This is a genomic window from Mycobacterium sp. NPDC006124 (assembly GCF_040614235.1).
Classification (GTDB): domain Bacteria; phylum Actinomycetota; class Actinomycetes; order Mycobacteriales; family Mycobacteriaceae; genus Mycobacterium.
The window spans coordinates 27553-41461 of record NZ_JBEXUA010000007.1 but is presented as its reverse complement, the minus strand read 5'-3'; the positions used below and the strand labels follow the sequence as shown (position 1 = coordinate 41461).

The window sequence follows — 13909 nt, the reverse complement described above, 5'->3', positions numbered from 1 at the left end:
CAGTGAGGAGTCCATGATGGGTTCGGTGTTGGACCATGCGACGTGGGAGCTGCGCACGTGCGCGCGGCGCGGACACGTGACCTACGCACCCGACGACGTCGCCCTGGCCGAGCGGCTCAGCGGGACGACCGGGCTCGGCGAGGTGTGGCGCTGCCTGCGCTGTGGCGACTTCGTGGCAGGCCCGCCACACGGGCGGGGACCCGCCGACGACGCCCCGATGGTGATCCGTGGCAAGGCGCTGCGGCAGGCGATCATCCTGCGCGCGCTGGCGGTGGAGCGCTGGATACGTGCGGTCCTCATCGCGCTGGCGGCGTATGCGGTGTGGAAGTTCCACGGCGCGCAGAACTCGATCCAGGCGACGTTCGACCGCGACCTGCCCCTGCTGCGCAACGCCGGCATCAAGGTCGACCAGATGACCGCGATCCACGAGCTCGAGAAGGCGCTGGCGGCGAAGCCGTCGACCCTGGCGCTGCTCACCGTGGCACTGATCGGCTACGCGGTGCTCGAGCTCGTCGAGGGCGTCGGGCTGTGGCTGCTCAAGCGGTGGGGTGAGTACTTCGCCGTGATCGCGACGTCGGTCTTCCTGCCGCTGGAGGTGTACGACCTGCTGTCCAAGGGCGTCACGACGATGCGCCTGGGCGCCTTCCTGATCAACGTGGCGGCCGTGATCTACCTGCTCGTCTCCAAGCGGCTGTTCGGCCTGCGAGGCGGTCGCGCGGCCTATGACGCCGAACGCCGCGGCGAGCAGTTGCTCGACGTCGAGCGCGCCGCGGCCAGAGCGTAGGCGGCCCGCGGTTAGGGGAGCGCCTCGCCGGGAGTGCCGGAGGTGCGCTCCAGGACCCGCATCGAGCCGATCGCCGAGATCTCGCGGAATGCGCCGGTGTCCAGCGCGCGCCGGTACACCCGATACGGGGCCTGACCGCCGTCGTTCGGGTCGGGGAACACGTCGTGGATGACCAGCGCGCCGCCCACCGCGACCCACCGCGCCCAGCCGTCGAAGTCCTGCTGGGCCGCGGCGTCGGTGTGCCCGCCGTCGATGAACAAGAGCTGCAAGGGAGTTCGCCACGAGCGCGCGACGAGTGAGGACTTGCCGACGACGGCGACGACGCTGTCGTCGAGCCCGGCGGCGTCGAGGGTGTGCCGAAGGGTAGGCAACGTGTCGAAGAGGCCGGTGACGTCGTCGACCATCGTGGTGTCGTGGTACTCCCAACCGGGCTGGTGTTCCTCGGAGCCGTGGTGGTGGTCGATCGTGTAGAGCACGCCGCCGGTCTGCTGCGCCGCGGCGCCGAGCATCACCGTCGACTTGCCGCAGTAGGTGCCGATCTCGACGCCCACCCCGGCACCGAGGTGGGCGACCGCGGCGTCGTACAGCGCGCGGCCCTCGTCGGCCGGCATGAACCCGGTGACCTGCTCGGCGAGGGCGAAGAGGCGGGCGGCCGCGGGCGGCAGGGCAGTGTCGGTGGCGCTCATGACGGCCAACTTACCGTTGCTGGTCAGACCGAGTTGTAGTAGCGTCCGGACACGTGTCCGATCCGGCTCTGGAGTCGACTCGGCGCCGTCTGACCGCCAAGCAGGCCGAGACCGTCGACCGTCTCGGGCGAGCCGCAGTCGAACTCCTCAACCGCGACGGCTTCGCCGCCCTGACCGTGCGTCGGGTGGCCGCCGAAGCGGGGGTCGGCGCGGCCACGGCCTACACCTACTTCTCCTCCAAGGAGCACCTCGTCGCCGAGGTGTTCTGGCGTCGCCTGGCCGGGGCGCCACCGGCACCGCACGGGTCCGACGACCGCGCCACCCGCGTCGTCGACGTGCTGCAGCACATCGCGCTGCTGGTCGCCGACGAGCCGGAGTTCGCGGGCGCGGTGACCAACGCGCTCCTCGGCAGGGATCCCGACGTCGAGGCGCTGCGCCAGCGGATCGGCGTCGACATCAGGGCCCGGCTGACGGCGGCGCTGGGGCCGCAGGTCGACGAGGACGTCATCGACTCGCTGGAGATGCTCTACTCCGGCGCGCTGGTGCGGGCCGGCATGGGTTACGCGTCCTACGAGTGGATCGCGCAGCGGTTGGAGAAGGCGGCGCGCCTCATCCTCGGCTGACCGGCAACCCGAGGATGGCTCGGGCTGCGGTGACGGCGGGTTCGACGATGCCGCGCACGTCCTGGCCGTCCTCGACGAGCAACGCCGTCAGCTCACGGAGCCCACCGAGCAGGATGAGCGCCAGGGGCCGCGAGATCGGCGCCAGCCCGGCCGCGGCGAAGCCCGGGCTGTCGCTGATGGCGACGAGCATGTCCGTGAGATGTTGCATCGCAACGCGATTCAGCGGGCGGGCCAGGTCGCCGAGGGCCGGGGCCTCGCGAATCCAGCTCAGGGTGATCGCGGGTCGGGATTCGATGTGGTCGACGTATGCCCCGACCGCGGCGGCGATCTGGTCCTCGGGGGTGGCCTCGCCGTCGACGGCGGCGGTGATGCCGGCGATCAGGTCGTCGTTGTTGGCCGCCAGCAGTTCGACGAAGCACTCCTCCTTGCTGGCGAACTCGTCGTAGAACGTCCGCTTGGAGGTCTTGGCGCCCCGGACCACGTCGGCGACGGTGGTCGCGCGGTAACCGCGCTCGGCGATCGAGTCGGCGAGACCGTCGAGGAGGCGGCGGCGAAATGCGGTCGCGCCCGTTGGCGAGGCGTCGTCGACCGTGGCGGTACTCAGCTGGATTCACCTCCGCCCTTGCGCATGTTCGGTACTAGGCGGTACCGTACTACACCAACACCGGTACGGCGCAGTACCAAACGAGTTGGGAGTCTCCCATGACCGAAGTGACCATCGACGCGCCGGCGACGACGCCCGCGATCGCGTTGCCCCCGAGTCCCCGTGTGCCCAAGGTGTTACAGGCATTCGCCTTCGTCGCGTCCCGGCGGCGCACGGTCGAGGCCATGTCCCGCCGCCACGGAGAGATCTTCACGATCCGGGTTCCGGTCTTCGGCAACATGATCGCCGTCGCCGACCCGCAGCTCGCCAAGCAGTTGTTCGCCGCCAACACCGACGACGTCGGCAACGTGCAACCCAATCTGAGCCGCATCCTCGGCTCGGGATCCGTGTTCGCCCTCGACGGCACGGAGCACAAGCGCCGCCGCAAGCTGCTAACGCCGCCGTTTCACGGCAAGAGCATCAAGAACTACGAGGTCATCTTCGAGGAGGAGACGCTGCGGGAGACGGCGTCCTGGCCGGACGGCGAGGAGTTCGAGTCGCTCGAGCCGATGATGCGCATCACCCTCAACGCCATCCTGCGTGCCGTCTTCGGCGCCGACGGAGAGCAACTCGACGAGCTGCGCCGCATCATTCCGCCGTGGGTGACGCTGGGGTCCAAGCTGGCGGTGCTGCCCGCGCCGTCGCGTACCTACGGGCGCCTCACCCCGTGGGGTCGGCTCGCGGCCTACCGGCGTCAGTACGACGCCGTCGTCGAGCGGCTGATCGACACGGTCACCGCCGACCCGCACTTCGAGGAACGCGACGACGTCCTGACGCTGCTCCTGCGCAGCACCTACGAGGACGGCAAGGCCATGTCCAGGCGAGACATCGGCGACGAGCTGCTGACGCTGCTGGCTGCCGGTCACGAGACCACCGCCTCGACCCTGGCGTGGGTGTTCGAGCGGGTGTCGCGGCATCCGCAGGTACTGCAGCAGCTGGTCGACGAGGCCGGTACCGACGGCGACGAATACCGCCAGGCCACCATCCTGGAGACGCAACGGGCGCGCACGGTCATCGACTTCGCCGGCCGTCACGTGTACGCGGCGACGTTCCAGCTCGGCGATTACGTCATCCCGCGCGGGTATTCGATCTTCGTCGCCATCGACCACATTCACGGCCGGGCGCAGGACTTCCCGTCACCCGAGCGGTTCGACCCGCAACGCTTCCTGGGCAAGCGGCCCGCGACGGCGGGGTTCATCCCCTACGGCGGCGGCACCCGTCGATGCGTGGGGGCGGCGTTCGCCAACGTCGAGATGGACGTGGTCCTCCGGACGGTGTTGCGCCACTTCGAGATCGAGACGACGACCGCGCCGGACGAGAAGACCCACTCGCGCGGCGTCGCCTATACGCCGAAGGCCGGCGGCCGCCTGGTCGTGCGACGCCGGGCCACGCCACTGGCCTGACCCGGCGCCGGCATCTCGACGCTGCTCTACTGCGAGGCGGTCTCGCGCTTCGGCAACTTCCAGCCCGCCCGCGGGAAGTGGCAGGTGTACCCGTTGGGGAACTTCTCGAGGTAGTCCTGGTGCTCGGGTTCGGCCTCCCAGAACTCGACGGCCGGCGTCACCTCGGTGACCACCTTGCCGGGCCACAGGCCCGAGGCGTCCACGTCGGCGATGGTGTCCAGCGCGACGGCCTTCTGTTCGTCGTCGGCGTAGAAGATCGCCGACCGATAGCTGCTGCCGACGTCGTTGCCCTGGCGGTCCTTGGTCGTCGGATCGTGGATCTGGAAGAAGAACTCCAGCAGTGCGCGGTAGTCGGTCTGCGCGGGGTCGTAGGTGATCTCGATGGCCTCGGCATGCCCGGGATGCTTGCGGTAGGTCGGGTGGTCGTTCTGGCCGCCGGTGTAGCCGACGCGGGTGTCGACCACGCCCGGCTGCTTGCGGATCAGATCCTGCATGCCCCAGAAGCAGCCGCCTGCGAGGATCGCCTTCTTGGTCGTCATGCCTTCGCCTCTCCGTTGATGTCCTGGTCGCTGCGCTCTCGGCCTCCGGCGAAGAGCGTCGTGTATTCGCCGTATCCCTCGGCCTCGAGGTCGTCGAGATGGATGAACCTCAGCGAAGCCGAGTTGATGCAGTAGCGCAACCCTCCGGCCTCGCGGGGACCGTCGTTGAAGACGTGGCCCAGGTGACTGTCGCCGTGCGCGGACCGCACCTCGGTGCGCACCATCAGGTGGCTGAAGTCGCGCTTGCTGATCACGTTCGCGGGGTCGACCGGCTTGGTGAAGCTCGGCCAGCCCGATCCGCTCTCGAACTTGTCGGTCGAGGCGAACAATGGCTCGCCGGACACCACGTCGACGTAGATGCCGGGTTCGTGGTTGTCCCAGTACTCACCGGTGAAGGGTCGTTCGGTGCCGTTCTTCTGCGTCACCTGGTACTGCTCTGGCGACAGCGCGTTCACCGCGGCGGGGTTCTTGTCGAAGGTTCTCTGCTTCGGAGCTGCCACTGGTCCTCCTCGTGTTGGCACTTCTATAACCCCCGGCGACGTCGCGTTAGTTCCCGGCGCGGACCTCGTCGACCACCGTCACGATCTCGTTCGCAATGGCGGCCGGTTGGTAGAGCATCTGGTTGTGCCCGGTGCCGGGGACGACGACGTTGGTAGTGCCGAGAGCGGCGGCCAGCATGTCGTTCGCGCGGCGGACCTGGTCCTGCGTGTAATTCTCCGGCGTGACGGCCGACGGAGCGGGAAACTTGTCGGCGGTCAACACGATCGAGGGCACCCGGGGTAGCGGCGGCGAGGCGGCGATGCTCGCGAAGGCGACGTCGGGCAGCACCGACTCCTGACCAGGCTCGGCGACCTGGGTGTCGCGGTTGAATGCCGCGTTCTGGTCCGGGCGGCCGACGACGGGCAGGAACTCCGAGGTCGGCTCCGAGAACACCAGACCGCTGACGAGTTCGGGATGCCGGCGCGCGAGCAGGTCGAGGATCAAGGCCCCGTAGGAGTGGGCGACGAACACCATCGGCGTCGGCAGCCCGGCCGCGCCGATCAGGCGTGTCACGTCGTCGACGTCGGCGTCGACGGCATGCGGTTGTGGAATCGGGGTCGACCGGTCGTCTCCGTCGGGCCTGGTGTCGGGCCGGTCGTAGACGCAGATCCGCGTCGTCCTGGCCACCAGCGGTTGTACGGAGTCCGGGCTCAGGTCGATCCTCGCCTGTTCGATCAGGTCATCCGGTGAGGAACGGATCGGATCGTCGGCGGGCACGGCGGCGTTCCAGGCCTCGGCGTACCCGCCCTTGCCGGGGATCACGAACACGGTCGGCGATCCCTGACCCTGGCAATTCAGGAAGAGGCTGCGGCCGCCGCCGACGGCCACCAGGCCGGACCAGTCGTCGGCGGAGGCGACGGGGGCGGTCACGATCGCGGCCACGCCGACGAGCGCCAACACCCGGATGACGTGCACGTCGAGAACGATACGACCGCTCGACAAACACCGGTAGAACGTGTTCTAGTTTCCGGTGTGACCGGTACCACGTTCAGTCGCGCCGAGCTCGTCGAGGCGTTCGCGGAATTCGAGGCCACGGTCGGGCGGGCCGCCGCCACCCGGGACTGGGATCCCTGGGTTGACCAGTACACCGAGGACGTCACCTACGTCGAACACGCCGCCGGCACGATGCATGGCCGCGAGCAGGTGCGGCCCTGGATCTGGCGCACGATGGAGACGTTCCCGGGCAGCTACATGACGTCGTTTCCGTCGCTGTGGACGGTGGTCGACGAGGAGCGGGGCCGGGTGCTGTGCGAGCTCGACAACCCGATGCGTGATCCCGGCGACGGCACGATCGTCAGTGCCACGAACATCTCGATCGTCACCTACGCCGGGGACGGCAAGTGGCGACGCCAGGAAGACGTCTACAACCCCCTGCGGTTCGTCGCGGCGACCGTGACGTGGTGTCGCAAGGCCGAGGAATTGGGCACGCTGCCCGACGAGGCGGCGACGTGGATGGCCACGTACGGCCCGAGCCGCTCGGGCGGGGGCAGTCGATGACGGCACTCGTGATCGGGGCCAACGGGTACCTGGGCTCGCACGTCACCCGGCAGCTGGTGGCCGACGGAGAGCCGGTCCGCGCGATGGTGCGGGCCGGGGCCAACACCGTCGGCATCGACGACCTCGCCGTGACGCGCGTGGTCGGCGACATCTGGGACGACGACGTCCTGCACGACGCGATGCTGGGGTGCGACGTCGTCTACTACTGCGTGGTCGACACCCGCGGGTGGCTGAGGGACCCCGCCCCGCTGTTCCGCACCAACGTCGAGGGCACCCGCAACGTGCTCGAGGTGGCCTGCCGCGACGACGTGGCCGCGAGCCTGAGGCGGTTCGTGTTCACCAGCAGCTACGCGACGGTGGGTCGCAAGCGCGGCCGGGTCGCCACCGAGAACGACGTGATCGACCGGCTTCGCGACGTGACGCCGTACGTCCAGTCGCGCGTCCAAGCCGAGAACCTCGTCATGGAGTACGTGCGCGACCGGGGCTTGCCGGCGATCGCCATGTGCGTCTCCACCACCTACGGCGCCGGCGACTGGGGACGCACCCCGCACGGCGCGATCATCGCGGGCGCCGCCTTCGGCAAGCTGCCCTTCGTGATGCGCGGCGTCGAGCTGGAGGCCGTCGGAATCGACGACGCGGCAAGGGCTTTGATCCTGGCTTCGGAGAAGGGCCGGGTCGGGGAGCGCTATCTGATCTCGGAGAAGATGATCAGCAACGCCGACGTGGTGCGCATCGCCTCAGAAGTCGCCGGCGTGCCGGCACCCACCCGGTCGATCCCGCTGGCCCTGTCCTGGGTGATGGCGGTGCTCGGCAGTGCGAAGGCGCGCGTCACGGGCACCGACGAGAGACTGTCGATCGATTCGCTGCGACTGATGCGGGCCGAGGCGCCGGTGGACTGCACCAAGGCTAAGCGCGAGCTCGGATGGCAGCCACGGCCCGTGGAGGAGTCGATCCGCGAGGCCGCCCGGTTCTGGGTCGGTCTGCGCGACGCGAAGAGGCGCAGCCGGCAGGCGGGCTGACGCCTCACGCCTCGAGGCGCGCGCGTATCGACGAGATGCGTTGCCGCAGTTCGTCTTCGGTGATGACGCCGCGGCTCAGCAGCGAATGCGCCAGCGACACCAGTTGGCTCTCCGGATAGGGCAGGTCGGCGTACACCGTGGCCGAGAGCGCGTCCTCCTCGTCTCGGCGGGCCTTGAAGTCGGGCACCGGTGCGTCACAGGCCGCGTGGTCCAGCGCGTCGCACAGGCCGTCGAGGCTGGTCTTCCACGGCGGTACGGGATTCTCGACTCCGTACTTGGCCGCCATCTTCGGCCAGATCTGCTCGTGGTCGATCATGGTCCGCAGCACGTCGCCGTCGAGGTCGGCCATGTCATTCCCCCGCCGGGTGCGTCGCGGCGCGGGTCGCGGTGACGACGTTGGTGGTCACCCCGGGCTTGGGCAGGGCGACACCGATGAGGCAGTCGCGCGTGACGATCTCCGTCAGCTGGTCCTCGGTCCACCCGTCGGTGCCCGCCGGCCGAACGGGCATGACCATGAAGCGGTGCTTCTGGTTGGAGTCCTGCACCCGCACCTCGACGTCGTCACTCAGGTAGAGCCCGAACTCGGAGAGCACCTGCCGCGGCCAACGCACCAGTCGCCGACGGTAATTCGGCGTGCGGTACCACTCCGGGGAGTTGCCGAGGATCGGACGCGGATAGCAGGAGCACAGCGCGCAGACGATCACGTGGTGCAGCGTCGGGGTGTCGGCGAGGATCTGGAAGGCGGTGAAGTCGCTGGGCGTGCCGAAGCCGGTGGGTTCGAGCCAGTCGACGCCGACTTCCTTGCTGGCCGTCATCGGTCCGGTCAGGGCGAGTCGTTCGAAGTCGGGGTCGAGCCAGGCGCGGGCGACCAACCGTGCCGCAGGCGTCGGGCCGATCTGCTCGGCGAATTCGGTGAAGAGCCGGTGCTCGGCGGCGGTGAAGATGCCCTTCTCGATACAGAGTTCGCGCAACGCGATCTCCAGCACCTCGAAGTCGGTGACCTCGTCGACCATCGGCTTCACCGTGCGGTCGTGGTCGTGGTCGTGGTCGTGGTCGTGGTCGGTCATGTCGGTCCGTTCAGTTGGCGGCGCGCAGCCAGCGTTCGGGGATCTCGGTTCGCAACGTGTCGGCGGCCGGGCCGTTGAAGTCGTCCCACAGCTCTGCCATGGTGAACTGGACGACGTAGAACCACTCCGGCTTGGCGTCGGGAATGTCCCACGTCTCGTCCTCGGCGGCGGGGCTCTCGTAGGCGACGGCGGCTATCTCGCCGATGGCGCCGCGCACGTATTCCGGTGTGCGCGTGTAGAACAGCACGGGTAGTTCCCGGACGAGCACGCGGTCGCCGACCGCGAACCTCGGCGTGCCGGCCTTGCCGGCGTAGACCTGCGGATCGCCCTTGCCCTGCGCGTGCACGATGTGGGCGTTGCGCTTGACGCCGGATCCGTCGCCTTCGAACTTCGGCTCCGCCCGCAGGGTCTTGCCCGCCAGGCCGCCGGCGTAGCGCTGCTGCACCTCGGCCATTCGCTCGGTGAGTTCGGTCAGCCCGACGAGGTGCTTCTCGACGAGCACGCGCGCGACCGACAACAGCCACCTGCCGTAGTACGGGAACCCGAGGTACACCGCGCGCTGGACGTCGACGTTGCCGATGCGGCGTCGCTCCTCGGACAGCCAGATTCCGCGCCAGGCAAGCACTTCGCAGATGACGTAGGTCATGTGCTCCCAGTACTCGTAGTCCTTGTTCTCGTACTTCATCGGGGCGTCGGGTTCGCCGCCGACGTCGTGGACGGGCTTCATGTAGGCGACGAACCGGGCGTGGTCGAGCAGGTCTGGCGTGGGGGCGTCGGGCAGCTCGGGGTAGGACGACTTGAGGCGTGCGACGAGGTCGAGTTGGGTGGCGCGTTCCGCCGCAGTGCTCATGGCCGTTCCTTCGCCGTCGACGCCGCCGATGGTCGAGTGCCCGCACTGCCACCGGCTCCCTGCGTTTCGGAGGCTAACACCGGGCCGTCGCCGCGGAGGCGACTTTCGCGAGGCGCGGGCAAAGGTGGGCGCCCGGGCCCGAGCCCGCGCCACGAGGCAGTGTGAGGGCATGACCGTCACCTTCATCACCGGGGCCAACAAGGGCCTGGGCTACGAGACCGCGCGCCGACTCGTCGAGCAAGGTCACACCGTGCTTCTCGGCGCCCGCGACGCCGCCCTCGGCACTGCCGCGGCCGAGACGCTGGGCGCCCGGTTCGTCCAGGTCGACGTCAGTGACGACGCGTCGGTGGCTGCCGCCGCCAAGGACGTCGACGAGCACGAGGGCGTGGTGGACGTCTTGATCAACAATGCCGGCGTCTCCGGACGCTACGCCGACGCCGCGGACTTGACCGCCGAGGACTTCCACTCGGTGTTCGACGTCAACGTGCTCGGCGTGGTCCGCACCACGATCGCCTTCCTGCCGCTGCTGCGGCGCTCGGCCGACCCGGTGATCGTCAACGTCGGCAGCGGCATGGGATCTCTGGAGCTCACCCATGATCCGACGCGTGCAGAGTCGTCGATGGTCGCGCCCGCGTACACCGCCTCCAAGGCGGCGCTCACCATGTTGACGACCCAATATGCCAAGGCCTTCGACGACATTCGGATCAACGTCGCCGACCCCGGCTACACCGCGACCGACATCAACGCGAACTCCGGTCCGCAGACGGTCACCGAGGGCACCGACGCGATCGTCGCCCTCGCCACGGAGGGTCCCGGTCACGGGTCCGGGCGGTTCGTCGACCGCCACGGCGAGACCTCCTGGGGCTAGTCACGCATGGGTCCGTCGTGCGCCGAGCACGGGTTGGCGGCGGCGGCCGTCGTCGAAGTCGGGAACCCAGGGCCACCGGCCGCGTCCGTCGGCCCACACCAGCTGCACGGCGCGGACGTCGTAGCCGCCGATCGCGACGGCGATCCCCATGTGCGCGTCGGGATGCTCGACGACGACGAGTTCCACGCGGGTGCTCGCGGGCAGCACGAGCTGCTCGCCCGGTACCGGCCGGAGACCGGCGACCATCCGCTTGGCGAACAGATTCAGCAACCAGGCGGCCTGTTTCGTGGGCAACCCGGTCACCAGGAGCTCCGGTAGGCCGCGAGCGTGCAGCCCGACCGTGTAGGAGAAGGGCCTGCGGTCGTCCTCGACGTGCTGCACGGCCCAGCCGTGCGCCGCGATCGTCTCGCGGATGAGTGCGAGGTAGTCGTCGAGTGTCTTGCCGGGGTGGTCGCATTGCCAGCACATGGCGTCTCTGCCCTTCTGTCGGTTCGTGCTGCGAGCGTGTGTCGCGGCACCGACAGCCGGTGGCCCGTGGGCCGTCCTGGCAGTGGTCCATCCACAGTGGCGAATCGATCCCCAGGCGGTCTAGCCCATTCGACCCGCGTCGACCATCCGGATCACCGCCACGCCCTCCTCGTCGGAGGCCTCCAGGTCGACCTCGACGTCGAACCCCCAATCATGGTCACCCGCAGGGTCGTCCAAGATCTGGCGCACCTCCCACAGGCCAGGTTGACGGTCGACGATCAACAGGGCGGGGCCCCGGGCGTCGGCGCCGGTGCCCACCGAGTCGTGCTCGTCGAAGTACTCGGCGCCGACCTCGGCCCAGCGTTCCGTCGTCCAACCGGCGTGCCCGTCGATCTCCCCGAGGTCATACCAGCGCCGGCGCGCGAAGAGTTCGACCCTGCGGAACAGCGCGTTGCGGACCATGGCGGTGAACGCGCGCTCGTTGCCCGTCAGCGGACGCGGTCGTGCCGGTACGGCCACCGGGGCGTCCAGCGGTTGATCGGGGCTGGTGAGCTGCTCCCACTCGTCGAGCAGGCTCGAATCCACCTGGCGCACCAGCTCTCCCAGCCACTCGACGACGTCGGTGACCTCCTCGGTGCGGGCCGAGGCGGGCACGCCCGAGCGCAGCGCCTTGAAGGCGTCGGACAGGTAGCGCAGCACCGCACCCTCCGAGCGGGTCAGCGCGTAGACGCTGACGAACTCGCGGAACGTGAAGGCCCGCTCCCACATCTCGCGCACGATCGACTTCGGGGACAGCTGCCCGTCGGCCGCCCACGGATTGCTCTGCAGATACACGTCGTAGACGTGCCCGAGCACCTCGGCCAGCGGCTTGGGGTAGGTGATGTCGTCGAGCAGGGCGATCCGCTCGTCGTATTCGATGCCCTCGGCCTTCATCGCGGCGACCGCCTCACCCCTGGCCTTCTTCAGCTGAGCCGACAGGATCTGGCGCGGATCCTCCAGCGTCGCCTCGATCGTCGAGACCACGTCCAGCGCATAGGTTTCCGAATCGGGATCCAGCACGTCGATGGCCGCCAGTGCAAACGTGGACAGCGGCTGGTTGAGGGCGAAGTCGGGCGGCAGGTCGACGGTCAACCGGTAGCGCCTTCCGTCGGGCTCGGGTTCGGGCAGGCGCTCCAGCACCCCGGCCTGCAGCAGCGACCGGGCGATGCCGACTGCCTCCCTGATGTGCCTGAGCTGACGCTTGCGGGGCTCGTGGTTGTCGGTGAGCAGCCGGCGCATCGCCACGAACGGATCGCCGGGGCGGTCCACCACGTCCAGGATCATGGCCGTCGACACCCGCATGTTGCTCGTCAACGGCTCCGGGGTGGCCTCCATCAGCCGTGTCATGGTCTTCTCGCTCCACGGCACCATGCCCTCGGGTACCTTGCGGCGCACCAACTTCCGCCGCTTCTTCGGATCGTCGGCCACCTTGGCGAACTGCTTGAGGTTCTCTACCTCGTGCTCCGGCGCCTGCACCACGACGGTGCCTGCGGTGTCGTACCCGGCACGGCCGGCACGACCGGCGATCTGGTGGAACTCCCGGGCGTTGAGCAGCCGGGTGCGGGTGCCGTCGTACTTCGACAGCGCCGAGAACACCACCGTGCGGATCGGCACGTTGATGCCGACGCCCAGGGTGTCGGTGCCACAGATGACCTTGAGCAGACCGGCTTGCGCCAACTGCTCGACCAGGCGGCGGTACTTCGGCAGCATGCCGGCGTGGTGCACCCCGATGCCATGGCGGACCAACCGTGAGAGTGTCGAGCCGAATGCCGACGAAAAGCGAAACGCACCAATCAGTTCGGCGATCGCCGCCTTCTGGTCCTTCGTGCTGACGTTCACGCTCATCAACGCCTGCGCCCGCTCCAGGGCCGAGGCCTGGGTGAAGTGCACGACGTATACCGGGGCCTGCGCGGTGTCGAGCAGGTCGCCGATGGTCTCGTGCATCGGGGTGGTCGCGTAGTAGTAGTGCAGCGGCACGGGCCGTTCGGCGTTGGCGATCAGCGCGGTGGTCCGGCCGGTGCGGCGGCTGAGGTCCTCGCGAAGGAACGTGACGTCGCCGAGCGTGGCCGACATCAGCAGGAACTGTGCCCGCGGCAGCTCCAGCAGCGGCACCTGCCAGGCCCAGCCCCGGTCGGGGTCGCCGTAGAAGTGAAACTCGTCCATGACGACCAACCCGATGTCTGCGTCGGCGCCCTCGCGCAGCGCGGTGTTCGCCAGCACCTCGGCGGTACACGCGATGATCGGCGCGCCGGCGTTGACCGACGCGTCGCCGGTCAGCATGCCGACGTTGGCCGCGCCGAACACGTCGCACAGGGCGAAGAACTTCTCGCTCACCAAGGCCTTGATGGGCGCGGTGTAGAAGCTGCGGGTGCCGGCCGCCAGCGCCGCGTAGAGCGCACCGGTGGCGACGAGCGACTTGCCCGAACCGGTCGGGGTGGCCAGGACGACGTTGGCGCCGCTGACCAGTTCGATCAGCGCCTCCTCCTGCGCGGGGTACAGCACGGTGCCGTTCGCCTCGGCCCAGGCGGCGAACGAGGCGAACAGTTCGTCGGGATCGGTGCCCTTGGCGCGCAGCGTGGACAGGTCGCTCGGGTCGGGCAAGAGGGCGGCGGGGGTGGTCATCGTGGGTCCAGCCTGCCCGACGGGCCGGGATGGGAGTAATTCCGTCGGGACGCGGGCACTCCACTTCCCATGTCCAGGCGAAACGAGTACACCGGCGACACGTGCGTCTGCGGTCGTCCCACCTACTACCGGGTGGTGCAGGTCGGCGACCGGCCCGAGTCCCGCCGTGGGCCGTCCTGCTGGCACGACGGCTGCGCCGACCACGACGGCTGGCAGGACCGCGGTTAGCCCCCGAGCGCGGCCCGAGGTGCTCTGACAGAC

The 13909-nt window shown here is 69.2% G+C and carries 17 protein-coding genes; 7 read left to right on the top strand and 10 right to left on the bottom strand.

Annotation, left to right across the window (positions count from 1 at the left end; translation table 11 throughout):
• Positions 1–16: 16 nt before the first annotated feature.
• The gene (locus ABZ195_RS15930) at positions 17–784 is read left to right on the top strand and encodes a DUF2127 domain-containing protein (RefSeq protein WP_355219338.1); all 768 of its coding nucleotides are present in this window, start codon (positions 17–19) and stop codon (positions 782–784) included.
• Positions 785–795: 11 nt separating this feature from the next.
• On the opposite strand, the gene ABZ195_RS15925 is transcribed toward ABZ195_RS15930, so the two are convergent.
• Entirely contained in the window at positions 796–1470 is a 675-nt protein-coding gene (locus tag ABZ195_RS15925; protein WP_355219336.1) for a class I SAM-dependent methyltransferase, read from the bottom strand.
• Between the two features lie 53 nt (positions 1471–1523).
• On the opposite strand from ABZ195_RS15925, the gene ABZ195_RS15920 reads away from it, so the two are divergent.
• Complete coding sequence (locus tag ABZ195_RS15920) at positions 1524–2093, top strand: TetR family transcriptional regulator (RefSeq protein ID WP_355219334.1); 570 nt, start codon at positions 1524–1526, stop codon at positions 2091–2093.
• Here the strand turns inward: ABZ195_RS15920 and ABZ195_RS15915 are convergent.
• Positions 2080–2697: a TetR/AcrR family transcriptional regulator gene (locus ABZ195_RS15915; RefSeq protein ID WP_355219770.1), complete on the bottom strand. Its 618-nt coding sequence runs from the start codon at positions 2695–2697 to the stop codon at positions 2080–2082. The genes ABZ195_RS15920 and ABZ195_RS15915 overlap by 14 nt on opposite strands.
• A 98-nt stretch (positions 2698–2795) precedes the next feature.
• Between ABZ195_RS15915 and ABZ195_RS15910 the strand changes: the two genes are divergently transcribed.
• Positions 2796–4139: a cytochrome P450 gene (locus ABZ195_RS15910; protein ID WP_355219332.1), complete on the top strand. Its 1344-nt coding sequence runs from the start codon at positions 2796–2798 to the stop codon at positions 4137–4139.
• A 26-nt stretch (positions 4140–4165) separates the two neighbouring features.
• Here ABZ195_RS15910 and msrA read toward each other — a convergent pair whose 3' ends face one another.
• From msrA to ABZ195_RS15895, 3 genes are read right to left on the bottom strand one after another with little or no spacing between them, the layout of a single operon-like run.
• Entirely contained in the window at positions 4166–4678 is a 513-nt protein-coding gene (gene msrA, locus ABZ195_RS15905; protein ID WP_355219330.1) for a peptide-methionine (S)-S-oxide reductase MsrA, read from the bottom strand.
• A complete protein-coding gene (gene msrB / locus ABZ195_RS15900; RefSeq protein WP_355219328.1) occupies positions 4675–5178 on the bottom strand; it encodes a peptide-methionine (R)-S-oxide reductase MsrB in 504 nt (167 codons plus the stop codon). Before msrB ends, msrA begins: the two co-directional genes overlap by 4 nt.
• Positions 5179–5224: 46 nt before the next feature.
• Entirely contained in the window at positions 5225–6133 is a 909-nt protein-coding gene (locus ABZ195_RS15895) for an alpha/beta hydrolase (protein WP_355219326.1), read from the bottom strand.
• A 57-nt stretch (positions 6134–6190) separates the two neighbouring features.
• Between ABZ195_RS15895 and ABZ195_RS15890 the strand changes: the two genes are divergently transcribed.
• The gene (locus ABZ195_RS15890; RefSeq protein WP_355219324.1) at positions 6191–6715 is read left to right on the top strand and encodes a nuclear transport factor 2 family protein; all 525 of its coding nucleotides are present in this window, start codon (positions 6191–6193) and stop codon (positions 6713–6715) included.
• On the top strand, positions 6712–7734 hold the full coding sequence (locus tag ABZ195_RS15885; RefSeq protein WP_355219322.1) for an NAD-dependent epimerase/dehydratase family protein: 1023 nt from the start codon (positions 6712–6714) through the stop codon (positions 7732–7734). The genes ABZ195_RS15890 and ABZ195_RS15885 overlap by 4 nt, the downstream gene beginning before the upstream one ends.
• Before the next feature lie 4 nt (positions 7735–7738).
• Here the strand turns inward: ABZ195_RS15885 and ABZ195_RS15880 are convergent, their stop codons facing one another.
• The 3 genes from ABZ195_RS15880 to ABZ195_RS15870 are packed head-to-tail and all read right to left on the bottom strand — an operon-like array spanning position 7739 to position 9651.
• Positions 7739–8083, bottom strand: coding sequence for a thiocyanate hydrolase (locus ABZ195_RS15880; protein ID WP_355219320.1), 345 nt, complete (start codon positions 8081–8083; stop codon positions 7739–7741).
• Between the two features lies 1 nt (position 8084).
• Positions 8085–8801, bottom strand: a complete 717-nt coding sequence (scnC, locus tag ABZ195_RS15875) for a thiocyanate hydrolase subunit gamma (protein WP_355219318.1) — start codon at positions 8799–8801, stop codon at positions 8085–8087.
• Between the two features lie 10 nt (positions 8802–8811).
• Positions 8812–9651, bottom strand: coding sequence for an SH3-like domain-containing protein (locus tag ABZ195_RS15870; RefSeq protein ID WP_355219316.1), 840 nt, complete (start codon positions 9649–9651; stop codon positions 8812–8814).
• A 169-nt stretch (positions 9652–9820) separates the two neighbouring features.
• Here ABZ195_RS15870 and ABZ195_RS15865 point away from each other — a divergent pair, with 169 nt between their 5' ends.
• Positions 9821–10519, top strand: coding sequence for an SDR family NAD(P)-dependent oxidoreductase (locus tag ABZ195_RS15865; RefSeq protein ID WP_355219314.1), 699 nt, complete (start codon positions 9821–9823; stop codon positions 10517–10519).
• Here ABZ195_RS15865 and ABZ195_RS15860 read toward each other — a convergent pair whose 3' ends face one another.
• Together ABZ195_RS15860 and ABZ195_RS15855 are read right to left on the bottom strand one after the other, a co-directional pair.
• Complete coding sequence (locus ABZ195_RS15860) at positions 10520–10987, bottom strand: DUF4262 domain-containing protein (RefSeq protein WP_355219312.1); 468 nt, start codon at positions 10985–10987, stop codon at positions 10520–10522.
• A 120-nt stretch (positions 10988–11107) separates the two neighbouring features.
• Positions 11108–13648 (bottom strand): DUF3516 domain-containing protein, encoded by a 2541-nt coding sequence (locus ABZ195_RS15855; RefSeq protein WP_355219310.1) that lies wholly within the window; start codon positions 13646–13648, stop codon positions 11108–11110.
• Between the two features lie 69 nt (positions 13649–13717).
• On the opposite strand from ABZ195_RS15855, the gene ABZ195_RS15850 reads away from it, so the two are divergent.
• Positions 13718–13876 (top strand): hypothetical protein, encoded by a 159-nt coding sequence (locus ABZ195_RS15850; protein WP_355219308.1) that lies wholly within the window; start codon positions 13718–13720, stop codon positions 13874–13876.
• Positions 13877–13909 lie beyond the last annotated feature (33 nt).